Raw genomic sequence first — 25,275 nt, 5'->3', positions numbered from 1 at the left:
TGGTTCCAGGCCAATGTGTTTGGGTCTCTGTCGACGCAAAAACCTTGCGCAACATCAGCTCCGGAGTTATGACCCATGACCGACACCCCAAAGCCAGCATCAAAACCCTTCTCCCGTCGGGACTTTGTCCGATTCACGTCATTAGCAGGAACAGGCGCTGCCCTGGCCTCCACGCCAGCCATGGGCTGGTCGGCCCCGCCTCGCAAATATCCCAGCGAACATCATGATGTGATTGTTATTGGCAGTGGTTTCGGTGGGGCGATCACGGCCTGCCGTCTGACCGAAAAGGGTGTTGCCGTTTTGATGATTGAGCAGGGTCGTCGCTGGGATCAGGCTCTTCCGGCAGGCGAGAGACGGTTTTCCAAAAATCTCTACCCTGATGGTCGCTCCACCTGGTTAAGCCATAAGACCGTTATTCCCCTCGGCCCACCGCTGCCGATTGTGAAAACAACCGGCGTTTTACAAGGTCGGCAGTTGGCCGGTAAAACAGTTTTGAACGGCGCGGCTTACGGTGGCGGCTCCATCGTCTTTGGGGGCATTCTGGCCAAGCCAGAAGAAAAAATCTTCAAAATGGTTTTTCCGAAAGAAATCTCCTATCAGGAGATGGAGCGGCACTACGAAACTGTCGGCAAAGCACTCAATCGCTCCACCATTCCCGATGATGTGATCGAAGCCGATTGCTTCAAGCACGTGCGCGTCACCAAAAAACAATGTGAAAAAGCTGGCCTGGAGTGGGAGCTGTTGCCAACGGCCACCCAATGGGATGTCGTTCGTCAGGAGATCGACGGCAGCATTCCGGCATCCGTCACCCAGGGCGAGGCCGTCTATGGTGTGAACAGTGGGGCCAAGACCACGCTGGACAACACCTATTTGCGCCAGGCAGAAGAGTCTGGTCTGCTGGATGTCAGAACTCTGCATCAGGTGCAGGAGATCGGTCAGGATGCCAACGGGCTTTTCACGGTCAGTGTGGATGAATTGCATCAGGACGGTCATGTCATTGGCAAGCGTAACTTTACCTGTAAAAAACTGTTTCTGACCGCCGGCACGGTCAGCACCTGCAGTCTGCTCGTGAAAGCCAAAGCCAAGGGCGCCCTGCCTCAGCTGAACGATCAGGTCGGCCAGGGCTGGGGCAACAACGGTAACGTCTATGCCCTGCGTCTCGCCGTCGGCGAATCCACTGGGCAACAGCAGGGTGGACCTCCCGCCGTTGGCATTCGGGACCTCGACAATCCATCGGGGCCGATGTTCATCGAACACCCGCAGCTGCCGCTCGGCATTGACCTCTTTGGTCTGCTTTATTTCGGGATTGGTATCAGCGAAACACGTGGCAGCTTCCGCTACGATGAGTCCAATGACAAGGTCGTCATCGATTGGCCGAAAAACGATCCTGGTCAGGAGCGTATCAATCAATCGCTGCTGGAAACGATGGCGAAATTGAACCGGGCCAACGGCGGTTTAACGACTTCGCTGCTGACTTACCTCAAAGACAAGGTCAAGGATGATATCTGCTACCATCCGCTGGGAGGCTGCGTCATGGGCAAGGCCGCTGACTTCTTTGGTCGGGTCAAAGGCTACGAAGGTTTGTATGTGAATGATGGATCGTTCATGCCCAGCGCGTCGGCCTGTACCAACCCATCCTTTACCATCGCGGCTCTCGCCGAACGCAATATTGAGAATATTATTGCTACAGATTTCGTGTGAGTGTGTCCCGGCCAGGAGCCGGGCCCTCTATTTTTTCTCTCTGATTTTTCTTAAGGCACTTGCTGCTGGCTCATAGGATGGCTCCAGATTGACAGCTTTCTGCAAATATCGAACCGCGTTCGAGTCATCATAGATATCCTGGTACGCAAGTCCCAGCCTGTAGTTGAAATCAAAGAGAAAAGGATGGTCACCGAGCATCTCGATGGCCTTCAGATAAAAATCAATGACCCGCACAAATGCGTTCCGCTGTCTCATGACATCGGCTTCGCGATGAAAGACTTCGCATAACTCACTGGGCCCATGCAATACGCTCAGAAATTTCAGACCGTTGACGTAATCGCCTTCCTGAATGGCAACGCGGGACAGAATTTCATTGGCATCCTGCCTTTCCCTATCAAGCGTTCTCAACTGACTCATGGCGGCTTTCGCGGCATCATAGTGGCCAATTTGAAAATTGGCCAGACCTGTATTCGCCAGAATTTCCAGGTTCAGTGGACTGAGTCTTGCCAACTCGTTCAGCATCTCAACGGCCTCGGCATAACGGTTTTGCTTCATGAGAAGCTTGGCTATCTTGTGGGCCGGGATGTACGACTGAGGGAACGTCTCGCGGGCTTTGTCGTAAACTTTCCTTGCATCCTCATTCCGTCCCGTCTTTAGGAAGATATCACCTAATAGAAGCAGAAATTTTTCATGGGGTTTTTGGTCCCTGACAAGCCTGACGGTCAGGTCCAGTGCCATATCATTTAATCCGCTTTGATAAGCGGCGTGAGCCTCCCTATAACTTTTTTCAGCAGGACTGGGATTGCATTCCTCCTGCCAGAGGCTCTCAAGCTTTTGACTGATATGATCGCTGTTAAAGGGCTTTTGCAGAACAAATTTAATATTGTGTTCAGCCATGACCACCATCAGATCCCGATTCAAGATATCCACCAGAACCAGATGCGATTCCAATCCATAATTGCCAGTCTCGCGTAACGACTGGATCATGGTGAGGCCGGTCATATCCTGAAAACTATGATAGGTGATGAAAATATCATACTGGCTGCGGGAGGCGACCTGATAGGTATGTCTTGGAGAATTAAAAGTATCCGTGGTTGAAAATCCGAGGGATTGAGCGACAAACTTTATGCGGTTGACTTCTTCCGACTCCCGGGCCGTTATCGCTAGACGAACCTTTCTATCGCGTGCCAAGGTGAAGCCTCTCTGATGGTAAAGGGCGCAGGCATTGCCGATGAGCATGAATCATATTGTATCATATTTGAATAGCCCCAACCAATGCAAGCTTATGACCTAAGGCGAGACAATCAATTGGCCCTTCATACCCAGCATATCCCCATGGCCTGCCATAAAGCAGATAAAGGGATACACGCCTGGTTTCAGGGGATTGAATTCCAAAGTTTGTTCCTCGGCTGGGGCAAGGGATCTGGTCATGGCAAGAACCGCCGGATGCTGACTCATCGCGTCCAAGTTGTAAGAATTTTTTTGCAGGGCTCGCAAGACTTCATCCAGTGTGCCCGATTTCAGGATCGCGACGTTATGCAGGATTTCGGACCCTGGCCGGGCGCCGTTGACAAAACGCAACTGGATTCTTCGCCCCGCAGGGACTTGAATCGAAGTCCTGTCGAAAGCGATTTCGTTGCCATCGGTCCTGAGTGTGATCAGGACATTTTCGGTTTGGGACGATGCTGAAGGCGCAGATCCGGAGATTGCGGTGAGCCCGAGCCCCATCAGCCAGACCTTCATCATCTTATCTTTACCCTTCTGCGTCACGGCCGGACCTATTATTTTTTCACCACAATTTTGAGCTTCATCTTGGGATGAATCGCACAGCGAATTTCAGCCTCACCGGCTGTGGCGAACTCACGGCGCAATTCAGTTCCTGCTTTTTGCACGCCCAGGTTGAATTTTATGGCTTCGCTGGCGGTGAACACATTATGAATGGTGTCATCGTCGTTTTTAAAGACGATCGTATCACCCGGAGCGATCTGCAGGTCAGTCTGAGAAAACTGCTTGCCCTTTTGCGTCACGATATGATCCTTGCCCAGAAGGGTGAAAGGTGTGAAGCCCACAATCAGAGCCCAAATAATTCCCTGGAACATGATGCACCCTCCTTGGGTCATTGTGGTAAGGCTGGCAGCTGTACGGGTTTGTCGATACTGGTCAGAGTCTTCAGAAAGGCCAAGAGGTCGGCTTTATCCTGATCCGTCAACCCCAGGGGACGCACGTCTTCTGCCTGGTTCGGGCGCCTGGCCTGACCACCGCGATTATAGAATTCGATCACCTGCTCCAGGGTCGCTTCACTGCCGTCGTGCATATAAGGTGCGCGGCGATCGATGTTGCGCAGACCGGGAGTTTTGAAGGCGTGCTGAAGCACCTCGATACCAGGCAGGATCGCGCCGCGACCTCGATCACCATCAGCCAGGCCGATATCATGGAAGCTATCGTCCGTGAAACGCCATCCACTATGACAACGGGCGCAGAGGGCCTTGCCATTGAAGAGCATGAAGCCGCGTGCGGCTGACGTTGAGATGGCTTTGTCGTCACCTTGGATCCAGCGATCGAAAGGGGCCATGCCCGAGACAATGGTGCGTTCATAAGTGGCGAGAGCTTTAGCCAGTGTTGTGGCGGTCAGGCCCTCACCCGGATAGGCTTTCTCAAAGAGAGCGGGATAACCGGGAATCGATCGGAGCTTCGCCACCAATTTGTCCTGCGGCATATTCATTTCCGCAGTCGATGTCAAAGGCATCAGAGCCTGAGCCTCCAGCGAGTCGGCCCGGCCGTCCCAGAGCATTATTTCGCCCCAGGCAAGATTCAAAAGAGTGGGGGTGCGGCGATCCAAGGGTTTCATGCCCTCGCCCAAACCTTTGGGCAGGCCATCACCCCAGGCAAGGCCCGGATTATGACATGTGGCGCAGGATATCCAATTGGATCCTGACAAACGAGGATCAAAAAACAGAGTCTTTCCCAGTGATTCCCGGGCGGGAGAATAGGCATTATCGGCCGGAAAAGGAAGGCTCGCGGGCCTCTTATAGAGGTTCCGGGTAGCCTGATCCGCACCGGAACCTGACGCCGCCCCGCTGAGGATAACGCAATAAAGAATGGCCAAAGTTTTAAACATGATACGCACAGGCAGCCTTCCGCTAATATTCCCAAGAAATCATCCGATCCCTGTCCAGCAGAGTCGTTCATCAAGGGATCGGAGTTTTATTTGCTTAATTTAGTGAAAAGCAGACTTCCCTTGGCCGCCAAGTTCCATCTGACCCTTGTGGTCCCCCTTATCCTGGTGTCCATCGCCGTGGGCGTCATGACATTGAACGGGCTGCAGGACAATGCGTCCCATCTTTCCGAACTGTTGCGCATCGAGTCCAAAACCAACCGAATCCTGTCCTTGCTCCTGGTCCAGGACGATGCGTCCAAAGCTATTCTTATTGATCCGAATCAACTCGAGATCTTCTCCGCGAAAAAAATTGAAGCCTATGATGCTCATAAACAACTCCTGATCGAGCTGCAGCAGGAAGTAGGCTCAGGCCGGTTCCAGGAATTGATCCAGCAGCTTCAAGAGATCGATGAGCAGAAGCTTCGGCCCATCGATACGCAGGTCCTGGAAAAACTTTTCGAGGACGTGGATCAGGCGCGGCGGATGTATTTTGACCAGTATGAAACCCATAAAAAAGAATATGAAAGACTCATTCGCGAGCTGGCTGCCATCGGCGTTGATGATTTGAATCGAGCCAGCGAAGAGATGCACAAAAAGAATATGCAATCCCTCGTGCATATCGCCCTGACTCTTCTGCTGGGCATTGTCGTGATTGCAGTCACCATCACCATCCTTTCGCGTCACGTGGAAAAATCAGATCGCAATACCAAAAGTCTGCTGGATGTACTGAGTGAGGGTCTCTTTTTCTTCGACGGACAGGGGACCATCGCCGAGGAGCGGTCGCAGACATTGCAAAGGATTCTGCCCGAGACTCCCGATATGAAGAGCCTCTATGACTTCATCCAGCGCTATGCCCCGGCTTCGAGCAAGAATGTTGAAGTCTGTCTGCGTATGCTCTGGGCGGACAACGATCCCGACTTCTTCAGCGACATCAGCACCACACTCAGTATGCTGCCTCGGTCCTTTGTCCTGCCCGACCATCGCATCATCGAGCTGGATTACAGACCACTGCGTAATGCCAAAAATGAATTGGAACGCGTCGTCGTCGTAGTGGCCGATGTGACTCAAAAACTGCAGCAGGAACGGGAAGCAAAAATCCAAGCCGAGCGGGTCAAGAAAATTACGCGTGCCGCGGCGCGCCTGGACGATTACCTTGCTTTTCTCGACGAAGCCAGGCTTCTTGTTCAGCGTGCGAACCAGGCCTTTTCGAAAAAGACCTCGCCTCTGGATGCTGCGGAAGACCGTCAGGTCAGGCGCGATCTTCATACCCTGAAAGGCACTCTGGCGACCGCTGATTTCAGTCGCCTTGCGGCCGCGCTCCATCAGTTGGAAACACTTATCGAGGACCATGGCATCAGCGATCCCAAGGTCATGCAGCAGTGGCAAGAGATCGTTGAGCAATGGACCTTCGAGACGGCCGACATCGACCACGTCCTGGGCCTCAGTCAACGAACGGATCGTGTTCATATCGCAAGAGCCAAATTTCAGAGGATTCATCATCACGCTTCAACGCACAAGGACAGCGCGCTGCAGACCCTCCTCCTGGACTGTTTGCGCCAGCCAGCTTCTGAAATATTTGCGCGCTACCAGGATTACCTGGGCACCACGGCCGATAAACTGGCCAAGCAGGTCAAACTCAGTTTTGCAGCAGATAGCGCCGAGATCGCTCCCTTTGAAGTTCAAAAACTCGACGCCATTTTCAATCATATTCTGCGCAATAGTGTTGACCACGGGATCGAAGAAGCTGAAGTGCGGGTGCAGCAGGGCAAACCCCCTCAAGGCGTCATCCAGTGGACCGTGGTACGCTCAGCGAACGACAGGCTCCGTTTTATTATCCAGGATGATGGTCAAGGCGTGAATGGAGCTAAACTCGCTCAGAAGGCCGTGCAAGCCGGCCTTTGGTCTGAGGCTCAGGCCCATGCGGCCAATGAACAGCAAAAGGTCGAACTTCTGTTTCTGCCACAGCTATCGTCGCGAGATGAAGTGACAGAACTGTCCGGGCGGGGCGTAGGTATGGATGCCGTCAAGGAGCTGGTGCAAAAGCTTGGAGGCTCCATTACGGTGCGTTCCCAGCCGGGCCAAGGCACACGATTTGAAATCGAAATTCCCGCTCAGGACTCGGCCTCGCCTGACAGTCTCAGACGCAGCGCCTAAGATCAAGCTGCAGGCCGAAGCCCCCCACGCTGAGTCTACTTGGTCATAAACTCTCAGGACCTCCCAGGGCTTCGTGCCCGATGGCCTCAGGCCCCCAACCCCGCATGAAATCCTAATCGGTACAAGATTTGCAGCCTTGGACGAGCGTGGACACAGATCCGCATGGATTAACAAATGAGCATAGCGACATTATAGGAGTTACCCATGCTTCTCAGAGAAATCATGACTGCCAGCGTTGAAGTGATATCCCCTTTCACCCCACTGCAGGAGGCTGCCGAAAAAATGCGGGTTTTTGATACGGGCTCGCTGCCTATCTGTGATGGTAAAAAAGTTTTAGGCATGCTCACGGACCGCGATATTGTCGTGCGCGCCGTGGCGAAAGGTATGCATCCTGAACAAACCATGGTCAGCTATATCATGACCGAAGAAGTCATCTATCTGTTTGAAGACCAGGACGTTTCCGAAGCCGCGCGTCTGATGGAAGATCGGCAGATTCGCCGCCTTCTGATTCTCAACCGCGATCAGGAACTGGCCGGCATCGTTTCGCTGGGTGACCTTTCCCAGTATACCGATCACAAGCTCTCAGGCCATGTGCTGGAGCAGGTGTCTGAACCTGGATCACGTGTCGTGCTCTAACCCAAATGTCCCATTCCCCATTGTCCCGCCTCCGATGCACAGCGCGGGACCAAACTCCTTCGACCTCGCCTTTCTTCCTCGTCATGCTATGATGAAAAAAAATCGTCAAGGGCCGCCCTCACGTTGAAGGCATCGCCTGCGATTCATCAGCTCAGGATGAGGATCTGATATGCCGCGCACTCGACTCATGAAGCAATTGTCGCGTTTGATGAAAGTTGCCGTGTTTCAGGAAAAGCATCAGCTCAAGGATCACCAGATTCATGAAGCCATGGAGCGCGGTCATGACCAGATCACACGGCGGCGCTTTCTGATGCAGGCAGGCCTCACCGGTGTTGCTGTTCCCGGACTGATGGCCTGTCAGACGCCGGCTTCCCAGCTGCAGGTGGCACCACCCCCACGCGATGTGATCATTGTCGGAGCTGGAACCGGGGGCTTGACCGCCGCCTATCATCTCGCCAAGGAAGGCATTGCCAGTGCCATCTATGAGGGATCCAACCGCGTCGGTGGCCGTATGTTCACCGCCCAGAAATTCAATGACGAGGGCATGTTCTGTGAATTGGGCGGCGAATTCGTGGATACGCAGCATGAGGACGTCATCAACCTGTGCCGAGAGCTGGGTCTGGTCGTTGAGGATCTCATCACGAATGAAAAACTCCTTCTGAACGAAGTTTACTTCAGCCACAATAAAATCCGAACCGGCAAGCAAATCATCGCGGCCTTTAAACCGCTCGCGGCACGCTTGATCAAGGACGGCAAAGCTTTGCATGTGGAAGGCGAATTGGAAGTTCCCACCTATCATTCGGAACTGGCTCAATCGCCTTTGGTCAAGGCTTTGGATCGCATGAGTCTGGCTGAGTATTTGGCGCAGGCTCGCATCGATGCCTGGCTGGTCGACCTTATTGCCAATGCTTATGTCGGTGAATATGGATTGGAAGCCGCCCAGCAGTCAGCCCTCAACCTCATCGTTCTCATGGAACCCGATACCAAGGAAGGCTTTAAGGTCTTTGGTGAGAGCGATGAAGCCAAACGGATTCAAGGCGGCAGTGAAGCCCTTCCTAAAGCTCTGGCCAAAGCGATTGCTTCCGCCGTTCCCATTGAGCTGGAACATAAACTGCTCGCTATTCGTGATCTAGGCACTCACTTCACACTCACCTTCGATCGATCCGGCAAGACAGTGGAAGTGTCCGCGCAAAGAATTATTCTCGCGGTGCCGCCGCCCCTGCTTAAAGACATCGATATGAAGGGTGTGGAACTCAGTCCTGTCAAACGTCAGGCCATTCAGGAATGGGGCTGGGGCACCAATAGTAAATTGATGCTGGGCTTTCACAAGCGGGTCTGGGAAAAACCGGACGGGAATCGTGGTTTTTCCATACTGCCCGATCGTCAGGCTCAGGAATTCTGGGATACGAGTCGTGGGCAGACTGGAGTCCGCGGGATCGTGACCTGCTTTCTGGGTGGTGAAGCTGGTCGCGTGATCGCGCCGTCGCAGCAAGTCCAATCTCTGGATTTCCTCGATCGCATTTTTCCTGGCACCAAGGCTGCGTTCGATGGCAACCGTATGCTCATGCACTGGCCGAGTCAGAAGCTGGCTCAAGGATCGTACACGTGCAGCAAACCGGGGCAGTACACGACCATCTATGGAGCCTTTGCGGAAGCCGAGCTCAACAGAAGGTTGGTCTTTGCTGGAGAACATTGTAGCGCGGATTGGTCAGGCTATATGAATGGTGCTGTGCACAGCGGCAGGCAGGCCGTGGATTTACTTCTGGGACGCACCAAGCCTTCTGATGGGTAAAACCTCCGGCTCAGGGCGGCCCTGAAACCCTTCATGGGATGTATTCTGGGCAGCTCAACCGGGGACACGATCCGCCTTGACGACACCTTGACGAAGAGGCGGTGATTCGGGAACTTTCTGGGTGCCCGATTTCCTCAGCTGTTCGATCTCAGCATTCAATTCCACACCCAGGAGTACGGCGTAGGATACGAGATAAAACCAGAGCAGCATGATCACGACTCCTGCCAGGCTTCCATATGTTTTGTTATAGTCGCCAAACCTTTCCACATAGAAGGCAAAGCCCACCGACACGAGCAGGATCATCAGCGTCGTCAAAAGGCCGCCAACCGTAATCCATTTCCATGACAGCTTTTCGCGCGAAGGGCCATATCGATTGAATACGGCGAGACCTGTTATAAACAGCAGCAGAAGCACGGGCCAGCGCAGCACCAGCACAAGCGTATTGGTGAGGCCGCCAAGACCAATCAAGTCCATGATAGGCGGCAGCACAGCAATGGAACCAACAGCAAGCGCCACCGTAAGCACAGCGCCAAGAGTCAGGACAAGGGCCACGCCATTGAATAGGATAAAGCCTCGTTTTTCCTTTTCTCCATAGGCAATGTTCACGGCTTCCATAAGGACCTTGGTGCCCTTGGAAGCCGTCCACAGCGTCAGCAGAATACTCACAACCGCACCAAAGCCCAACTTGCTTGAGGAATTATGTACGATGGCGTTGAGCTCGTTATTAATAACAGTCAAGGCGTCCATGGGCACAAACTGTGACATGGCCTGAATTTGTTTCGCGACATCGATGGGATCTGCAAACAGACCATAAATGGAAACTGTGGCAATCAGGAGGGGAAAAATCGCCAGCAGTGCGTAATACGCTACAGCCGCTGCAATCAAGCCGACGCGATCGTTCTCAACCTCATCCTTCACTCGCTTCAGAATATTTTTCCAATCCACCCAGCGCAACCTGGTAGACGGCTCAGTCTGAGCCTGGGAACGTGAGCTGGCGGATGATGGAACTGAAGAATTCATCGAGACTCCCTTGGTCGTGTCTTACGTGCTGTCGAATATTTGCAAAAAACAAACCAGCACAGTTGCATGTTTTCCCGAGCTTGGTCCGATCACCCTCTTGCGGCAGATTGGAAATTCCTGGTCACGATCCACGTTGAATCAGGACGGGAACACTGAAACTGTCCACACAGGAGCTGCATGATGATCCCTACATCGGCTGTTTTGGAAAACGGTCTTCGTCAGGATGTAACCCATATCGCAGGAAAAATTGGTGAGCGCAATCTGCAACACTACGACGCTTTGCGGGAAGCCGAGCGCTATATTAGTCAGCGCCTTCAGGCCTCGGGTCGCCCGGTCAACCGCCTGGTCATGCGTGTTCATGACAGGGACGTCGCCAATCTGGAAATCGAATGGAAAGGAACCCATCAACCCGAGAGTATTATTGTGATCGGCGCGCACTACGATAGCGTCCAAGGCTGTCCCGGCGCCAACGACAACGGCACAGGCGTTGCTGCCCTGCTGGCGGCGGCCGAGGCTTTTGCCCAGCTTTCGCCCCGTAAAACATTGCGTTTGGTGGCCTTTGTGAATGAGGAGCCCCCTTACTTCCAAGGTGAAAATATGGGGAGCCTGGTTTACGCGCGGGGTGCCAAGGCCAAGGGTGAGCGCATTGAGGCCATGCTCAGTCTGGAAACAATGGGCTACTTCTCAGACGAGAAGGAGAGTCAAAAATATCCATTTCCTTTAAATCTGGTTTATCCAGACAAAGGCAATTTCATTGGACTCGTGGCCAATCGCGCTTCGTCTCCTCTTCTCAACCAGGTGGCCAAGGCTTTTGAAGAGGCTCGCACCATTCCATTTGAAAAAGGGGCTTTTATGGAAGCTCTACCGGGGGTCGGTTGGTCGGATCACTGGTCGTTCTGGCAATCGGGTTATCAGGCACTTATGATCACCGATACGGCACCATTTCGTTATCCGTTTTATCACACACGGGAAGACACGCCTGAAAAAGTCGACTATCCGCGATTGGGTCAGGTGACTCGGGCTCTGTTCAAAGCCATTGAGAATCTGGCTTTCGAGCCCTGAGTCCAGCTTGGATTACACGGTGATCGCTTCATCATTACGCTGAAAATCAACAATCCGGCTGGCGAGATACTTGGTGACAATCGTATCCACAGCGCGGGTTTCTTCTTCATAAGAACGATGATTTCTTTCAAACTCATTCAACATGCGACTGTCGAAAAGAGGCGCGATAAAGAGAGGAGGCGATATTTTTTTTACGATCTTGTTTTGCATTTGATTTGCCCTGTCCTCAAAAGTGAGGTTTACATCACGAAATCGTATCTTCAATAAGCGTGCCAATGACCCATTTGACGGCGTTTGAGGCGGTGTCCTTCACGCTCACACTTCTTGACTTGGACAGAGTGGCATTCCACTTCCGCTTGCTAGAGAAAGACGAAATTGTTTGGGATTCGGTCAAGTTAGGCCGATCTCTTAAGAATGACTCAACGACTCTTCATGCTGTTTGTCGACTCGGCCTGACAACACCATGATTTCAGATTGAATTTAATCCTGCCGCGTCCGAAGTCTGGCTTGTGTTGTTCAAGCTTTGGACATGAACCATCAATTATACCACTGATTTCATTCGACAATTTAGGGACCAAGCCTTGCAAAATAAAGCCCAAGCCTCGGCTTTACCCTTTGCTAGGATACGTTATGCAACACAAGAAATTGGTGCTGTGGATAGGTCTTATCGTACTCGAATGGAGCTGCGCGGAACCAACATCGATCCGCAAACGCTCGGCAACGCCGCAGCAGGCTGCCACGCAAACTTCACAAGGTGATGCTGTTCCCTCTGCAACAGAATCCAAAGATGGAAACAAGCAGGATACCACTCCCGCACCTGCATCGACTCCCGCAGTTGCCGAGCTTCCTGCTGTTACGCTGGTCAAGCCGTTTCCGGGAGATACCTATGGCTGCAAAGATCCTTATCAAAAACCGTGGACCTGTGAAAATTTCACCGTCAACGGCGTGGCTCAAGGATCCTTTCTCACGATTCAAAGACCCGAGGCGCGTTATCTTCTGGCTGCACCGCATGGATGGTTCGATACAGGCACGGATGTCATCACCCACAGTATTTTTCCAGCGTCCATTCCAGCGGGCTATCCCATCTGGAGTCAGATGATCGCGCATTCCTTTCGTGGCAATGCTCCTTCGGGTCTTCAGCATAATGTGAACCGCCCCAGCACCCTGACCAATGACGTCTGTACAAACCCGGCAGCCCTGGCAACTTCGAAGAGCGTCTATGATGGTTATAAGGCGCAAATGGATCGCCTGGCCAGCAAACCGGCGCTCTACTTTGAAATTCATGGTCAGAGTGAACTTGGTCTTGAAGCCAGTCTGGAAGTCGCCACCGAGCGAATCTCAGCGGCCGAAGCTGAAAAGGTGCGCAAGATCCTGAGCGAGGAACTGGCGCGCGCGGGGATTGCTGGAATCACGATCGTCATTGAGCCCGTGGACACTGTGTTTTTCAATGCTGGCCAAACCAAACAATGTGGGTCGATCAATCATGTGACCCCGGGTCCGGCTATTCATACGGAGGTTCCGCGCATCATGCGGGAAGGTGACGAGCCTCAATTGAAGACGGCAAAATTTTATCGGGCGGCTTTGAATCGATTGGCTACGGAAGTTTTCCCCGTCACACGAACCCCGATCCCAACAGTGACCGGGGCCATGCTTGTCGATTTTGCGGTCGAGCCTGAAGCGCGACCGTGGCAGCGTTAGTAACCGGGGGGCAGCACCACGCTCCGGAAGAAGGGCTGAAACCGATTGGTATCTTCATCAAAGTAACGGTTCACAAGATAATCCCAGGTGATCCGGCTGTAGCCGTTCTTGAGCCAAGGCCGATCCGTACGATCAAAGCCCCAGGAATTTTTCGCGACCAGATAATCCAGGTTGCCCTTCAAGGCAGCCTCTTTCAATTCCGGAGCCATATCGCCTTCACCGAGTGTGGTAAATCCTTCCTCTTCAGGAATATCCTTGACGGTATAGTCATGCAGGACCACCATGTGGCCCCCGTTATCACCCAGGCTTCCTGATTTCGCCAGAGTATTAAGATTAAAGTAACCGTTTGGATCCGGCGCATTGAAACTGACGAAGAAGGCCACCACCACCGGTTGATGATCATTCAAGGCTTTCTTGATGCGCTGCTCGATCTTCTTATAGGAATCGAGTTCGGCCACCGAGCCCAGCTTTTTCCCTTCATAGGGTCCCCATGCATTGTAACCGGGACTGCTGATTTCCTGCCAACGGTTCAGCCATACGGCAAGGGTGGCCTCTTGTCCCGACTTCACATCCTTCAGCATGGTGTCTTCCGCCTTGCGGCGCAGGTTCCAGGCTTCATCCATATTCACGTTGTTTAGTCCATAGCAACTAAAGGCTTTATTGAGTTCCGCCTTCACATTTTCCGGTGTGCGGGAATTGAGTCCGTAAAGAGTACCGCCTGCCTTACCCTGCTGAAGTATGTAAGCCTCGGCGCAATCCTGCGATGCTGACATCACGGCTTCGCTTTCGGTCGCAATAAATTGACCTTCCTCGACCCAGCCATATTTTTGGATGATGGACTTCGATCGATACCAAGTGCCGCCCGCATTCAATTCCTTTTCGGGAATGGGCTCATTATTGATAATCTTTTCGTAAAGGTCCCAATAGGTCCAATAGGTTTCCGAGACATTGATTTCCTGGCCCGTGGTATGTTTCAGAAGTGACTCCAGCCACGTGGCGTGAGCGTAGAGCCAGCAGTTGCCAATAGCCTGACGCTTGACCGGCGTGTGGGCGACACTGGTAACTTTGACGTCAGAATCAGGAGTCGGCTGGCATGCAAGAGACAGCAGAGCCGACGACAGCAAGGCTAGTTTCACAGTATGTTTCATGTTCAACACTCCTTATCGCGCCGAAGCCAGCCGGCTGGCAACATAATCGAGGTAACGCTTCATTTCTGTTTCGTCAGGCTGCTCACAGGCTTCCGGACTGGCCAGGACTTCCCAAACCCAAACGCCCTCTTGAAATTTGCTCATGGCGAGGGAAGGTCGCAGGTCTTCTCGCATCCAATGCCAAAAATAGGCATCCCGATCCATACGCCGGAGGTCATTGCGTCGACCATCCACAGGGACCGCATTCACCATGAAGATGAGTTTTGCTGTGGCGCCGCTGGCAATGACCTGACCAAAGCGCGCCTTGATATCGTCCTGGCTTTGCAGGGTATTGAAACGTTCTTTGGCCTGATTCAAGCAGCCGATGACGTAGGCGGGAAGATTGGCACCAGATCGTATGATGCCGTTACCGGCTTCCTTGTCCCAGGGCGTATTGAAGGAGAGAATATCGTTTTTGAAACGATACACCCAAAACTGATCTTCCTTGCGCGTGAGGATGGGAAATTGAAAATTCATTTCGGCTTCCGCGCTTTTATCCCCGAACTGAGCTTTAACAACTACTTTGCCGGGTTTTTTTGCCAGAAGAGTCCCATCCGCTTCGAGTGTAGCTTCGGCGTCGTTGCTCACCAGACTCCAGTCAGCCGGCACCTCCCTGGTCGGAGCGGGAGCTTCGTACTGCCCGATCGCCTTTAATTTCTTGGGATAGCCGACGATAAACGCACCCTGGCTTTGAATCGATAGACTGACAAGACCTTGAGTCGGAGCAGGCTCAACAGGCGCCGGTGTTCCTGGTTCGTCAGGAGTGGATGGTGTTGGCAGAGGCGGTGTGGGCAGGCCGGGATTGGGAGGCAAAGGCTGGACTCCCGGGTTTTCCACGGGCACCGGAGCCGGATCTTCCACGATGGTCGCTCCGGTATTCGTGGCAGGATCAGGTTGTGGTGTCGAGCCACTGTCTTTTTTCTGACATGAACTGGAGAGAAGAGCAAAACTGAACATCGATACGATCAACAGCTGCCGCATTTCGGTCCTCCCAAAAGAACGTCGCATGCATCATCCAATCATGGATAATGCAAAATCGTTGCCTTCGGAAATTTGTCTATGAAATCGTGCTCTGGATGATGATCGCGAAGCATCGGCGACAGGACAAGGGTGTATGCAAGCTGCAGCATGAATGAAAATTCAGGCTGTATTCTTCGATGTTTCCTAAGGGTCGGCTTGTTCTTGATTTCCAACCCTTAGGAGTCTTTGCTGAGTTTCGATCTTGCGTTCGGCGCAAACGTCTAGTTAGGGGATGCCTGGGGACTGGCGGTAAAATCGTCGTTGGTACCTTCAATCCGATCAAAGCCAGCGCTGGTGACAGCAAAGCTCTCCCCACTGAATTCAATATGGACGGGGTTATCCAGACAATCGCGGGAGTACTCTTTATTCAGAAACATGGCCCGATCGAGGCCATGGACTTTGTAATCTTGTTCGATACGGTTCGCATAAGTCTGGAGTTCACTTTCACAGACCTTGGCATTCAATTCCTGCCCCATAGCTCGTTCACTTTGAATCGAGCGCCTCCAATTAAAATAATGCAAGGCCAGAAAAACGGTGGCCACCGCAAATGTAAGACCGAAGATCCTTCCAACAAATCGCATACGTGTTCTCCCAAGTTCCACCCAACTTAACTAGCAGCCCCCTGGGATTCCGACAATAGGGGAATACAAGTAGCGGAAACCTGGCAAGGCCGAGGGCAAAGAGGAAGGCCCGAGACAGCATCGGACCAGACCCTCCCATGCTGCCTGGAGGCGGCATCCATCAGCGCCAAGGGCTTGCATCCAAGCTCTTCCAGAAAGTGACACTTTTTCAAGACAGCGACAGTCCAACTGGCAAACTTAGTTTACAGATTTATTGGCGTTCGATAAGCGAAGAGCTCGACCGGGTCGAGGCTAGGAATTTCTGCCCGGCTTAAGGAGAGGTAAGGTGATCCTGGTGTCGCCAAAGGTCAACGTCACTTCAGATTGTTTATAATGAAGCGGGACGATCAGGACCAGGCTCCCCTTCTCTTCGGCATCCGGTGCCAGGCTGCGATCGCAGAGGGAAAAGATGACCCGAACGTCAGGATCGGTTTGCACGGTCAAAGGTTGGGAAAGACGACTTTGATTGACAACACGCATGCTGAAGTAATTCCCGAAATGACCTTGGCCTACCATGGAAAACGTTGTGCTCGGCTGGCGTAGAACGGTCACCTGAACATCCGATCGAATGCCGAGAGACGCCACCATGATCCCCAGATTGATCACGAGCAAAGCTAAATAGAGCGCCGGCCGAAATCGGAAGCGACGTGGCTTATGTCCGGCCAAAGCCACCTCGGATGCCGTTCGAATCAATCCTTTGGGTCTTTTGATATTGGACATGACTGTATCGCAGGCGTCGGCGCAACGGCCGCATTGGATACATTCGAGTTGCAAGCCATTGCGAATATCGATCCCCGTCGGGCAAACCCGCACACAAAGGCCACAGTCGATGCAATCCCCATCCTTGTGCTTGCCGCGCGGCTCGCCTCGCGTCACATCATAGGCGATGGTGGGGGTCGCCTGACTGATCATCACCGATTGAAAGCGGGCATAAGGGCAAACGAACGAGCAAAACTGCTCACGAAACCAGACCAGATCAAAATAAAGCATACTGAACGTAAAAAGCATGAAACCAAAGGCAAAGGGATGCGCCCCCGGGCGACCTGTGAACCATGAAACAAGCTGCCAGGGGTCCACAAAGTAACCAAGAAAGGCGTTGGTGATCACCCAGATCACCAAAGCGTACAGGATATGTTTGCTGAGTTTGCGCAGCCCATAATCCAGATTTTTGGGACCAGCATCGCGGCGCTTTCTTTGCAAAGCTGGACCTTCGATCCATTCTTCAATGGGTCGGATAATCCATTCCACGAATACAGTCTGGGGGCAGGCATAACCACACCAGATGCGGCCCCAGACGCTGGTCACAAATCCCAGCGCCAGGGATCCGGCGAGAAAAACGAAAACAAGATAAAAGCCATCAGAGAAACGAAAGGTTTGCCCGACCGCATAGATAATGCCTTGCTGCACATCAAAGCGGAACAGCGGCAAGTCCCGAAACGTAGAAAAGGGAACGAGAATGTAAACGGCCATGAGCAGGATAGCGAGCTTGCCCCGAATACGGCTCAAACGACCAGCACGCCGATCCGGGTAAATCCAGCGACGTTTGCCACTGGCGTCAACGGTGGGGGCCCGCAGACTATCTTGCTCAGACATACGACTTCCTTCCTAGTAGGCGTCACCTTCGGGAGCCTTGGCGTTTGGCGGATTGCTATCCTTCAGGCTCAGCACATAGGCCAGCACGGATTCGATTTTCTGCGGCCCCAGAATAGGACCCCACGCAATCATACCCTTGGCTGGAACGCCGTCGGTGATGGTGGACAGAACCTGATCGGGCGTGCCGCCATGAATCCAAAATTTATCCGTGAGGTTAGGGCCAACAGTACCTTCTCCCGAAGGCCCGTGACAGGGGGCGCAATTCGCAACATAAATGCCTTGGCCCTCTTCCACACGCTTGGGATCCTTGACGATCGTGTCCAGACCGTCCCCGCTCATCATTGCTGATTTTTGCAACGAAGCCTTCTGAGCCAACTCCTGACGATCCAGAGCCAGCTCTTCATCAAGTCCTGGCTTATCCAGGACGTGATACCAAATCAAATAGACAAAAGCGAAGACGATGGAAAGATTGAAAAGCCAAACCCACCAGGGAGGCAGAGGATTATCATACTCTTCGATTCCATCGACCACATTCGGGCGTACGACATCTCTGATCTTCTTCTCGCTCATCCTTGTGAGTCTCCCTTCAACAAATCCACAGCAACCTTATCGTAATAGGCTTTCGAGCCTGGCCAATAGACCCAAAGCACAGTCGCCACAAAAAAGAGGATGAAGGCCAGAAACGCTCCGATCTGGAACCAGATCACGTTGGATTCAGCCAGAACTGCCTTGATCAAATTGGTATTCATCGGCTGGCCTCCTTTGCGTCCTTGTTATAATCGCGACCAAGTTTTTGCATATAGGCGATCATCGCCACGATTTCAGCTTCCGGCTGCACCTTGACACCGTCCTTGGCCAGGTTGTCGCTGATGCTCTGAGCCTGCTGCTGATAAGCAGCCACGGGATCACGCATCACCCCGGCATCGTAAGGAACGCCTAAGGTTTTCATGGCATTCAATTTGGGAGCGAGTTCATCGACGTTCACGTTCGTATCATAAAGCCATGGATAGGCAGGCATGATCGAGCCCGGAGACGTACTGCGTGGATCGAGCATATGACGGAAGTGCCAGAGATCAGGATACTTGCCGCCGAGTCGCTGCAGATCGGGTCCAGTTCGCTTGCTGCCCCATTGGAAGGGATAGTCGTAGACGAATTCATAAGCTTGCGAAGCGGGACCGTAACGCATCTCCTCTTTTGCATAAGTCCGGATCTGCTGACTATGACAGTTGTAACAACCTTCGCGAACGTAGATATCACGACCCTGCAACTCGAGAGGCGTGTAGGGTTTGGCCGTCACCATCGGTGCTTTGATTTCCATCATAAAGGCTGGCACGAATTCAATGATGCCGCCAATCGTCACCACGAGGAAAGCTGCGACCGAGAGGGCCACCACGTGACCTTCCATTTTCTCATGAACAGTTTTAGCCTCGCCGTGACGCTCACTGATGATTTCTGCGGTTTCATCGGTCAGTGTTCCGGATCGAGCGGTTTTCCACAGGTTATAGGCACAAATAAAAGCTCCGAACAGGAACAGGGAACCACCGACCATGCGGGTCCAGTAAAGAGGCTTCAAGGCCAGCACGGTTTCCAGAAACTGAGGGTACTTCAGGAGTCCATCTTCATTGGTGGCGAACCACATCAAACCCTGTGTAATACCTGCAGCATACATCGATGTGATGTAAAGCAGGATACCGATCGTGGCAATCCAGAAGTGCTGGTTGGCCAGCGCCGTGCTGTAAAGAGGCTTGCCCCAAATCTTAGGAACCATATAGTAGGCCATCGCAAAGACAAAACCACCAACCCAGCCCAAAGCTCCGGCATGCACGTGCGCAATGGTCCAGTCCGTGTAATGAGACAGAAGGTTGACCGATTTAATGGACAGCAGGGGACCTTCAAGCGTCGCCATCCCATAAAACGTCAGGGCCAGGACGAAAAATTTCAGGATGGGTTCGTCACGCACGCGCCCCCACGCCCCACGCATGGTCAGCAGTCCGTTGATCATTCCACCCCAGCTTGGAGCGATGAGCATGATACTGAAAACCATCCCCAGTGATTGAGCCCATTCCGGAAGAGCGGTGTAAAGCAGATGGTGGGGCCCGGCCCAAATATAGATAAAGATCAGCGACCAAAAGTGCAGGATGGACAGGCGATAGGAGTAAACCGGTTTGTTGACCGACTTGGGTATAAAATAATACATAAGACCCAGAAAAGGGGTCGTCAGAAGAAAGCCCACCGCATTGTGTCCATACCACCACTGGACCAGTGCATCCTGAACACCAGCATAAATCGAATAGCTTTTCATAAACGAGACGGGCACCGACAGAGCGTTGACCACATGCAGAAGGGCAATGGTCAGGATCGAAGCAATATAAAACCAGATGGCGACATACAGGTGCTTGACACGACGAACAGCCAATGTACCAAACACGTTAACGGTCATGAGAATCCAGATCACAGCGATCAGAATATCGATCGGCCATTCCATTTCCGCGTATTCTTTGCCCTGGGTAAAGCCCATGGCAAGTGTCACCGCCGATGCCAGGATAATAAACTGCCAGCCCCAAAAATGAATACGCGATAATGTATCCGACCAAAGCCGTGCTTTGCAGAGTCGTTGTAGGGAATAGTACATCCCCGAAAAGAAGGCATTGCCCGCGAACGCGAAAATCATGGCATCGGTATGAATCGGGCGAATCCTGCCGAAGGTGAGATAGGAAATTCCGCCATTGGCCGGCCAGAAGGCTAATTCAAGGGCCGCCCACACGCCCACAAGCATGCCGATGATGCCCCAGATAAGCGTGGCCGCCAGAAACCAGGCAGCAATCCGATCGTCGTATGTTACCACTTCCCTCTTGGACTGAACCAAAGCAAACTCCTCTCGTTACGAACGGGAAAGAAATGATGATCAGGATCGATGGTTGTCCTGCTCATCAAAAAGAATTTTTTCAGCGGGCGATTTAAGGTCCCGAAACTGTCCTGATGCATTGGCCCAAAGAAAGGCCAGCAGTCCCGTACCGGCCATGGCAAAGCTCAGCGTGATCAGCACATAGAGGACTTCCACAGCGGGCTCCTAATGCCAGCGGCGGGCGATGGCGAAGATGGTAAAGGAACTGATGGGCATCAGGATCGCACCCAGAACCGGGGTGACCCAACCACTTATAGCAAGGCTCATTCCGATGAGATTAAAAAGGAGCGCAAACCCAAAACACCTTTGTAATGCGCGTCTTGTGGCTCCAGACAATGCGATGGCTCGCATCAAAGGATCCAGTCCTGGAGCAAGCAACGCAATATCTGCTTTTTCGCGCAGTGACTCTGTAGCATTCGCAACAGCGATGCCAATTTCCACCTGGGCCATGGCCAGTGTATCGTTGATCCCATTGCCGACCATGGCATTTTGAGATTTCCTTTCGATTTGGCCAGGTTTTTCGTTCGGACTCAGACGGGCTATAATATGATGGGCCTGCAGCCCCAGCTCTTCGCCTACCGAAAGAGCCCTCTCCATGGAATCTCCCGTGAGCATATAAACATTCTTCCTGGAACCCAGCAGGTCCCGCACAGCCGTGCGGGCATCGGCACGCAGCTGGTCCTGAAGCTTAAAGCGCAGAACATTGGCTTGATTGAGACTCACATAGGAATATTCCAAATCATCTGCATGGGCGGGCGGTTCCTGAAAACAGAAACCAAACCGACCGATACGCACATCCAGATCGCGCCAAACCAGGGAGATGCCTTGACCAAAAACTTCACGAACAGCCTTGATGCCTACGGCGTGGTCCGACCCCCGTCCAGCGAATGCAGCCAAAGCCAAGAGGCTATGGTGGTGGGATAAGTCCGGAAGCTTGCGCAAGAGACTCAACACCTCGTCCTTTTGGAGCGTGAGGTTTTGGAGTGCGATCTCATCCCAGACAGCGTTGGTGACTTGACTGTCATCTTCGGTTAGGGTTCCTGTTTTGTCAAAGAAGAAGTCGCGAACCAATGCCAATCGCTCCAGCGCATTTTGACTTCGAAACAAAACTCCGCGCTGCAGTCCCAGAAGCAAGGCGCGGGACAAAACCATAGGCGCGCCAAACCCGAAGATGCAAGGGCAGGCAATGAGCAGAACCGTTGCAAAACGCGTGATAGCGCGCTCGGTCGAAGCCTGCCAGTGCCAGGCTAACGATCCAAAGGCCATGATCAGAACAAAAATCACAAACGCCTTGGCCATTTTTTCAGACAGTGCGGCGAAGCCACCTTTTTGCTGATAAAGGATTTGCGCCGCATTTTGCAGACGCAGCAGGAAACTTTGCATCCCTCGCTCCAAACTGCGAATGAGGATGGGCTGCCCACCGTTCATCGAACCGGCATCGATGGAATCACCGTGATGCAGAGCCAGCCAATCGGCTTCTCCCGTCAGCAGGCTTCGATTGATTTCAGCACACGGACTGACGAGTTCCGCACGCAGAGGGATCACTTCACCAGCCAATATTCTGAGGGTCTGCCCGCATTCAATAGACGCAAGGTGCGTGATCTCTTCGTCGCCATTGCCGTGTTGCAGACGCACGAAGCGGGCTTCGCTAGCAAAGTATTTGGACTTCTCACGCATGATGCGGCGCAGCGCCCGGCCTTGAGCCCAGCGGCCTATCAGCAGCAACGCCACCACCGCAGCCGTGGAATCATAGTAAACGTGTGGGTGCCCCTGCCAGGTATGAAGCAGGCTATAGAAAAAGCAGACCACCAGAGCCAGACCAATGGGCAGGTCGAGATGGAGCTGACCGCGTCGCAGACTGGCCACTGCCCCTTGGATAAAGGGCCAACCCGCATAGAAAACGCTCAGTCCGGCCAGACCAGTTGAAATCCAGCGAAACAGATCACGAAACCGGTCTTCCAGCGACTCGGCACCAAGATATTCGGGAAAGGCCAGCATCATGATATTGGTCACACAAAAAAGGGCCACCCCAATACGAGCCATTTCCTGCTTTTCATTCTGCTGAAATTCGCTGTTGGGGCTGACGGGAAAACCCAGGGTTTCGAAACGCGATAGAAATTCGGAAAGGGCCACCTTGGACGAGCTGAAATCGAGCGTCGCTTCGCCGCTCGACAGGTTGATGGCCAGACTTGCCTCAGGATCGATCTGTTTCGTCACCTGTTCGCATACCCACACACAGGCATAGCAGCTCATATTCTCCAAATAAAAATGTGCCGTCTGCCCTCCGGACGAAGTGGTTTCCACAAAGCCTGCCTGGAACTCGGCCGCATCGAACAGGCGATAATCCTGTGTCTGCGGACCAGCAGGCCTTAAACTGTCACGGTTTTCCTGTACAATTTCATAAAAGCGTTTTAACTCAAAACTCTCGATCAATTCGAACGCCGAGCGGCAGCCGTGGCAGCAGAATTCATCCGCCAGCTGGCTATCGAGTTTGCTTTGACAGTGACGGCATAGGTTCTGCCCTGCTACTTTCGAGTTCACAGGAGTCATCGTATGAGTTTGGAACATCTGGTCCATGATCATCACCACATGATGGATGCGTTGCATACCGTTGATCCGCTGCAGCTTGTGGGCTTTGCCGCGATCTTTTCCTATAGCTTCCTCGTATCGTGGCACTGTGCCGGGATGTGTGGCCCCCTGGCCTGCTCCATCCTTGCGCGTCGCGACCGTCCTTCGTGGACAGCAAGTTTGCTGTATAACCTGGGACGCCTTCTCTCGTATGTGACCGCCGGCGTGATCATCGGGGCATTCGCTTCCGGGATTGCGCAACAGTCACTGGCATGGGGTCAGATCTTGACTCGACTTGCCGGCGTCGGGTTGATCGCCTGGGCGGTTCTTCCCTTCCTGACCTTTTCCCGTTTGATGCCAAATTTTTCGTCGATCTGGATGCCCCGTCTCAGAAAATTTCTTCCTCATCAATCCGAATACGCGCAGGCTTTTCTTCTGGGCGTTGTCACTGTGTTGATGCCTTGCATGACACTGCATCCCTTGCTTTTGGCCAGTGCAGGGAGCGGCAGTCCCTGGGCTGGCGGACTGTCCATGCTGGCTTTTTTTCTAGGGACGCTGCCTGTCATGCTCGCAACAGCCTACATGCCTGCCGTCATGGGGCGCGTGTTCCCGACCCGACTGTTCATGATGATCGGTCGGAGTCTTTTGGCTTTGGCTGGCATCATGACGATCGCGCGAACCCTTTAATGCGGTCGTCAGGGTTTAATGATGCCATGCTTTTCCAGACGATAGCGAAAAGTGTGGCGCGAGATCCCCAGAAGATCAGCAGCCTTGGTCTGATTATTATGCGTTTGCTCCATGGCCTGCAGAAGAAGGTCACGCTCCAGATCCTCCAAATTGATGCCTTTTTCCGGCAGAATCAGCGGATGCTGGAGGGAACCGTTCGAACGGATTTGCGTGCCGTTATGAGCCATGGATCCAGGAGATGGGGAGAAAGCCGGCATGGGTTCAAAGGCTGGATCCAGTTCCACCTGATATGAATCCAACTGCGGTGTGCCGTGAAACACGAGGGCGCGCTCCAGAACATTTTTCAGTTCGCGCATGTTGCCGGGCCAGTTATGCGAGCGTAGTTTTTCGCGGGCCGCCGCCGTGATGCGGGGGGCTTCGCAGCCCAGTTCGGAGGCCACGCGCTCGACAAAAAAGTCGGTGAGACTGTCCAGGTCTTCCATCCGTTCGCGCAGCGGCGGCAGGGATACGGGCAAAGCGGAAAGTCGATAGTAAAAATCGCTGCGAAAGTTTTTATTCTGAATCTCTTCCAAAAGATTGCGGTTGGTCGCTGCGACGATGCGCGCCGAAAAACTGATATCCTTGGTGCCACCCAGTCGTTTGAAACGGCGATATTCGAGCGCGCGCAAGAGCTTCGTTTGAAGCTTCAGCGGCATTTCACCAATCTCATCGAGAAAAATAGTGCCGTTTTGTGCCAACTCAAAGAGTCCAAGCTTACGATCCCGCGCATCGGTAAACGCGCCCTTCTCATAGCCAAAGAGTTCACTTTCCAAAAGGTTTTCAGGGATACTGGCGCAATTGATTTCTACAAATGGACTGCTGACTCGTTCCGACCAATCATGGATGGCCCGAGCCGCCAGTTCCTTACCCGTGCCGCTCTCACCTAAAATGAGCACAGTGCTGGAGCGGGATTTGGCCACGCGTTCAAGCTGGCTGCGAATGCGTTGCATGGCGGCCGATTCACCGATCATGCGAACGGGTTCGCGCGCCACTTCATGGCCCGTGAGCTGACTCACCTTCTGTCGGAGCGAGGAAAGTTCGGCACCACGGTTGGCGGCGGCCATCAGAGCTTTCAGATCAAAGGGCTTTTGCAGGTAATCAAACGCTCCAAAGCGCAGCGCGTCGACTGCGGATTCCACCGCACCATGGGCCGTGATCAGGATGATGGGCATATCGGGTTTTTCCACCCGCCATTTCTTGAGGAGTTCCATGCCACTGCCATCCGGCAGGCGCAAATCACAGATCGCCAGGTCCGGATTGAAGCTCTGGAAATTTTCCAGCGCTGTGCGCAAGGAATTGCAGGACATCACGTCCGCGCCGTTGGACTTCAATTCCGTTTCAATGCTCCACGCGAGCATTTCTTCATCATCAACGACATATACGCGAGTGCCAGTCAGGGCATTGCGAGGCAATTTGGTTTTGGACATCGTGCTGTG

Annotated in this window: 23 protein-coding genes; 7 read left to right on the top strand and 16 right to left on the bottom strand. The window is 53.0% G+C overall.

Features of this window, described 5'->3' with window-relative positions; genetic code table 11:
• The first annotated feature begins 75 nt into the window (after positions 1-75).
• Positions 76-1,701 carry a GMC oxidoreductase gene (locus tag VE954_RS02615; protein ID WP_324949362.1) on the top strand — a complete coding sequence of 542 codons (1,626 nt, stop codon included), beginning with the start codon at positions 76-78 and terminating at the stop codon, positions 1,699-1,701.
• A gap of 27 nt (positions 1,702-1,728) precedes the next feature.
• Here the strand turns inward: VE954_RS02615 and VE954_RS02610 are convergent, their stop codons facing one another.
• From VE954_RS02610 to VE954_RS02595, 4 genes are all read right to left on the bottom strand, one after another.
• Complete coding sequence (locus VE954_RS02610) at positions 1,729-2,892, bottom strand: tetratricopeptide repeat protein (protein ID WP_324949360.1); 1,164 nt, start codon at positions 2,890-2,892, stop codon at positions 1,729-1,731.
• 99 nt (positions 2,893-2,991) lie between these two features.
• Positions 2,992-3,447: a cupredoxin domain-containing protein gene (locus VE954_RS02605; RefSeq protein ID WP_324949358.1), complete on the bottom strand. Its 456-nt coding sequence runs from the start codon at positions 3,445-3,447 to the stop codon at positions 2,992-2,994.
• 35 nt (positions 3,448-3,482) lie between these two features.
• The gene (locus VE954_RS02600; RefSeq protein WP_324949356.1) at positions 3,483-3,800 is read right to left on the bottom strand and encodes a cupredoxin domain-containing protein; all 318 of its coding nucleotides are present in this window, start codon (positions 3,798-3,800) and stop codon (positions 3,483-3,485) included.
• A gap of 17 nt (positions 3,801-3,817) precedes the next feature.
• Positions 3,818-4,819, bottom strand: coding sequence for a cytochrome-c peroxidase (locus VE954_RS02595; RefSeq protein WP_324949378.1), 1,002 nt, complete (start codon positions 4,817-4,819; stop codon positions 3,818-3,820).
• 120 nt (positions 4,820-4,939) lie between these two features.
• Here VE954_RS02595 and VE954_RS02590 point away from each other — a divergent pair, with 120 nt between their 5' ends.
• The 3 genes from VE954_RS02590 (at position 4,940) to VE954_RS02580 (ending at position 9,440) form a co-directional block, all read left to right on the top strand.
• Positions 4,940-7,012, top strand: a complete 2,073-nt coding sequence (locus tag VE954_RS02590; RefSeq protein ID WP_324949354.1) for an ATP-binding protein — start codon at positions 4,940-4,942, stop codon at positions 7,010-7,012.
• 204 nt (positions 7,013-7,216) lie between these two features.
• Positions 7,217-7,648: a CBS domain-containing protein gene (locus VE954_RS02585; protein ID WP_324949352.1), complete on the top strand. Its 432-nt coding sequence runs from the start codon at positions 7,217-7,219 to the stop codon at positions 7,646-7,648.
• Positions 7,649-7,817: 169 nt separating this feature from the next.
• Complete coding sequence (locus VE954_RS02580; RefSeq protein ID WP_324949350.1) at positions 7,818-9,440, top strand: NAD(P)/FAD-dependent oxidoreductase; 1,623 nt, start codon at positions 7,818-7,820, stop codon at positions 9,438-9,440.
• A 54-nt stretch (positions 9,441-9,494) separates the two neighbouring features.
• Here VE954_RS02580 and VE954_RS02575 read toward each other — a convergent pair whose 3' ends face one another.
• The gene (locus VE954_RS02575; protein ID WP_324949348.1) at positions 9,495-10,460 is read right to left on the bottom strand and encodes a YihY/virulence factor BrkB family protein; all 966 of its coding nucleotides are present in this window, start codon (positions 10,458-10,460) and stop codon (positions 9,495-9,497) included.
• 177 nt (positions 10,461-10,637) lie between these two features.
• Between VE954_RS02575 and VE954_RS02570 the strand changes: the two genes are divergently transcribed.
• Positions 10,638-11,522: a M28 family peptidase gene (locus VE954_RS02570; RefSeq protein WP_324949346.1), complete on the top strand. Its 885-nt coding sequence runs from the start codon at positions 10,638-10,640 to the stop codon at positions 11,520-11,522.
• Between the two features lie 12 nt (positions 11,523-11,534).
• Here the strand turns inward: VE954_RS02570 and VE954_RS02565 are convergent, their stop codons facing one another.
• Positions 11,535-11,732, bottom strand: coding sequence for a hypothetical protein (locus tag VE954_RS02565; RefSeq protein ID WP_324949344.1), 198 nt, complete (start codon positions 11,730-11,732; stop codon positions 11,535-11,537).
• Positions 11,733-12,152: 420 nt separating this feature from the next.
• On the opposite strand from VE954_RS02565, the gene VE954_RS02560 reads away from it, so the two are divergent.
• A complete protein-coding gene (locus VE954_RS02560) occupies positions 12,153-13,220 on the top strand; it encodes a hypothetical protein (protein ID WP_324949342.1) in 1,068 nt (355 codons plus the stop codon).
• Here VE954_RS02560 and VE954_RS02555 read toward each other — a convergent pair.
• The 9 genes from VE954_RS02555 to VE954_RS02515 all read right to left on the bottom strand — a co-directional run bounded on the left by VE954_RS02555 (position 13,217) and on the right by VE954_RS02515 (position 23,122).
• Positions 13,217-14,368: a hypothetical protein gene (locus tag VE954_RS02555; protein WP_324949341.1), complete on the bottom strand. Its 1,152-nt coding sequence runs from the start codon at positions 14,366-14,368 to the stop codon at positions 13,217-13,219. The genes VE954_RS02560 and VE954_RS02555 overlap by 4 nt on opposite strands.
• 12 nt (positions 14,369-14,380) lie before the next feature.
• Positions 14,381-15,388 carry a hypothetical protein gene (locus VE954_RS02550; RefSeq protein WP_324949339.1) on the bottom strand — a complete coding sequence of 336 codons (1,008 nt, stop codon included), beginning with the start codon at positions 15,386-15,388 and terminating at the stop codon, positions 14,381-14,383.
• 260 nt (positions 15,389-15,648) lie between these two features.
• On the bottom strand, positions 15,649-16,008 hold the full coding sequence (locus tag VE954_RS02545) for a hypothetical protein (protein WP_324949337.1): 360 nt from the start codon (positions 16,006-16,008) through the stop codon (positions 15,649-15,651).
• Between the two features lie 291 nt (positions 16,009-16,299).
• Positions 16,300-17,640: a cytochrome c oxidase accessory protein CcoG gene (gene ccoG, locus VE954_RS02540; protein ID WP_324949335.1), complete on the bottom strand. Its 1,341-nt coding sequence runs from the start codon at positions 17,638-17,640 to the stop codon at positions 16,300-16,302.
• Positions 17,641-17,652: 12 nt separating this feature from the next.
• The gene (locus tag VE954_RS02535; protein WP_324949333.1) at positions 17,653-18,210 is read right to left on the bottom strand and encodes a cbb3-type cytochrome c oxidase N-terminal domain-containing protein; all 558 of its coding nucleotides are present in this window, start codon (positions 18,208-18,210) and stop codon (positions 17,653-17,655) included.
• The gene (locus VE954_RS02530; RefSeq protein ID WP_324949331.1) at positions 18,207-18,389 is read right to left on the bottom strand and encodes a CcoQ/FixQ family Cbb3-type cytochrome c oxidase assembly chaperone; all 183 of its coding nucleotides are present in this window, start codon (positions 18,387-18,389) and stop codon (positions 18,207-18,209) included. The genes VE954_RS02535 and VE954_RS02530 overlap by 4 nt, the downstream gene beginning before the upstream one ends.
• Positions 18,386-20,506 carry a cytochrome-c oxidase, cbb3-type subunit I gene (gene ccoN, locus VE954_RS02525; RefSeq protein WP_324949329.1) on the bottom strand — a complete coding sequence of 707 codons (2,121 nt, stop codon included), beginning with the start codon at positions 20,504-20,506 and terminating at the stop codon, positions 18,386-18,388. Before ccoN ends, VE954_RS02530 begins: the two co-directional genes overlap by 4 nt.
• Positions 20,507-20,545: 39 nt before the next feature.
• Complete coding sequence (ccoS, locus tag VE954_RS02520; protein WP_324949327.1) at positions 20,546-20,701, bottom strand: cbb3-type cytochrome oxidase assembly protein CcoS; 156 nt, start codon at positions 20,699-20,701, stop codon at positions 20,546-20,548.
• Between the two features lie 9 nt (positions 20,702-20,710).
• The gene (locus tag VE954_RS02515; protein WP_324949325.1) at positions 20,711-23,122 is read right to left on the bottom strand and encodes a heavy metal translocating P-type ATPase; all 2,412 of its coding nucleotides are present in this window, start codon (positions 23,120-23,122) and stop codon (positions 20,711-20,713) included.
• Between VE954_RS02515 and VE954_RS02510 the strand changes: the two genes are divergently transcribed.
• Positions 23,099-23,800 (top strand): sulfite exporter TauE/SafE family protein, encoded by a 702-nt coding sequence (locus VE954_RS02510; protein ID WP_324949322.1) that lies wholly within the window; start codon positions 23,099-23,101, stop codon positions 23,798-23,800. The genes VE954_RS02515 and VE954_RS02510 overlap by 24 nt on opposite strands.
• A gap of 8 nt (positions 23,801-23,808) precedes the next feature.
• Here VE954_RS02510 and VE954_RS02505 read toward each other — a convergent pair whose 3' ends face one another.
• Positions 23,809-25,266: a sigma-54 dependent transcriptional regulator gene (locus VE954_RS02505; protein WP_324949320.1), complete on the bottom strand. Its 1,458-nt coding sequence runs from the start codon at positions 25,264-25,266 to the stop codon at positions 23,809-23,811.
• Positions 25,267-25,275: the final 9 nt, after the last annotated feature.

This window comes from Oligoflexus sp. (assembly GCF_035638955.1).
Classification (GTDB): Bacteria; Bdellovibrionota_B; Oligoflexia; order Oligoflexales; family Oligoflexaceae; genus Oligoflexus.
The sequence above is the reverse complement of the archived record's forward strand: the minus strand, read 5'-3'. Positions and strand labels throughout refer to the sequence as shown.

Excerpts from the sequence above, each read along its gene's own strand:
- VE954_RS02615 (WP_324949362.1), top strand. The coding sequence starts at position 76 with ATGACCGACACCCCAAAGCCAGCATCAAAACCCTTCTCCCGTCGGGAC.
- VE954_RS02605 (WP_324949358.1), bottom strand. The coding sequence starts at position 3,447 with ATGATGAAGGTCTGGCTGATGGGGCTCGGGCTCACCGCAATCTCCGGA.
- VE954_RS02600 (WP_324949356.1), bottom strand. The coding sequence starts at position 3,800 with ATGTTCCAGGGAATTATTTGGGCTCTGATTGTGGGCTTCACACCTTTC.
- VE954_RS02595 (WP_324949378.1), bottom strand. The coding sequence starts at position 4,819 with ATGTTTAAAACTTTGGCCATTCTTTATTGCGTTATCCTCAGCGGGGCG.
- VE954_RS02585 (WP_324949352.1), top strand. The coding sequence starts at position 7,217 with ATGCTTCTCAGAGAAATCATGACTGCCAGCGTTGAAGTGATATCCCCT.
- VE954_RS02580 (WP_324949350.1), top strand. The coding sequence starts at position 7,818 with ATGCCGCGCACTCGACTCATGAAGCAATTGTCGCGTTTGATGAAAGTT.
- VE954_RS02575 (WP_324949348.1), bottom strand. The coding sequence starts at position 10,460 with ATGAATTCTTCAGTTCCATCATCCGCCAGCTCACGTTCCCAGGCTCAG.
- VE954_RS02570 (WP_324949346.1), top strand. The coding sequence starts at position 10,638 with ATGATGATCCCTACATCGGCTGTTTTGGAAAACGGTCTTCGTCAGGAT.
- VE954_RS02565 (WP_324949344.1), bottom strand. The coding sequence starts at position 11,732 with ATGCAAAACAAGATCGTAAAAAAAATATCGCCTCCTCTCTTTATCGCG.
- VE954_RS02560 (WP_324949342.1), top strand. The coding sequence starts at position 12,153 with ATGCAACACAAGAAATTGGTGCTGTGGATAGGTCTTATCGTACTCGAA.
- VE954_RS02555 (WP_324949341.1), bottom strand. The coding sequence starts at position 14,368 with ATGAAACATACTGTGAAACTAGCCTTGCTGTCGTCGGCTCTGCTGTCT.
- VE954_RS02550 (WP_324949339.1), bottom strand. The coding sequence starts at position 15,388 with ATGCGGCAGCTGTTGATCGTATCGATGTTCAGTTTTGCTCTTCTCTCC.
- VE954_RS02545 (WP_324949337.1), bottom strand. The coding sequence starts at position 16,008 with ATGCGATTTGTTGGAAGGATCTTCGGTCTTACATTTGCGGTGGCCACC.
- ccoG (WP_324949335.1), bottom strand. The coding sequence starts at position 17,640 with ATGTCTGAGCAAGATAGTCTGCGGGCCCCCACCGTTGACGCCAGTGGC.
- VE954_RS02535 (WP_324949333.1), bottom strand. The coding sequence starts at position 18,210 with ATGAGCGAGAAGAAGATCAGAGATGTCGTACGCCCGAATGTGGTCGAT.
- VE954_RS02530 (WP_324949331.1), bottom strand. The coding sequence starts at position 18,389 with ATGAATACCAATTTGATCAAGGCAGTTCTGGCTGAATCCAACGTGATC.
- VE954_RS02510 (WP_324949322.1), top strand. The coding sequence starts at position 23,099 with ATGAGTTTGGAACATCTGGTCCATGATCATCACCACATGATGGATGCG.
- VE954_RS02515 (WP_324949325.1), bottom strand. The coding sequence starts at position 23,122 with ATGGACCAGATGTTCCAAACTCATACGATGACTCCTGTGAACTCGAAA.
- VE954_RS02505 (WP_324949320.1), bottom strand. The coding sequence starts at position 25,266 with ATGTCCAAAACCAAATTGCCTCGCAATGCCCTGACTGGCACTCGCGTA.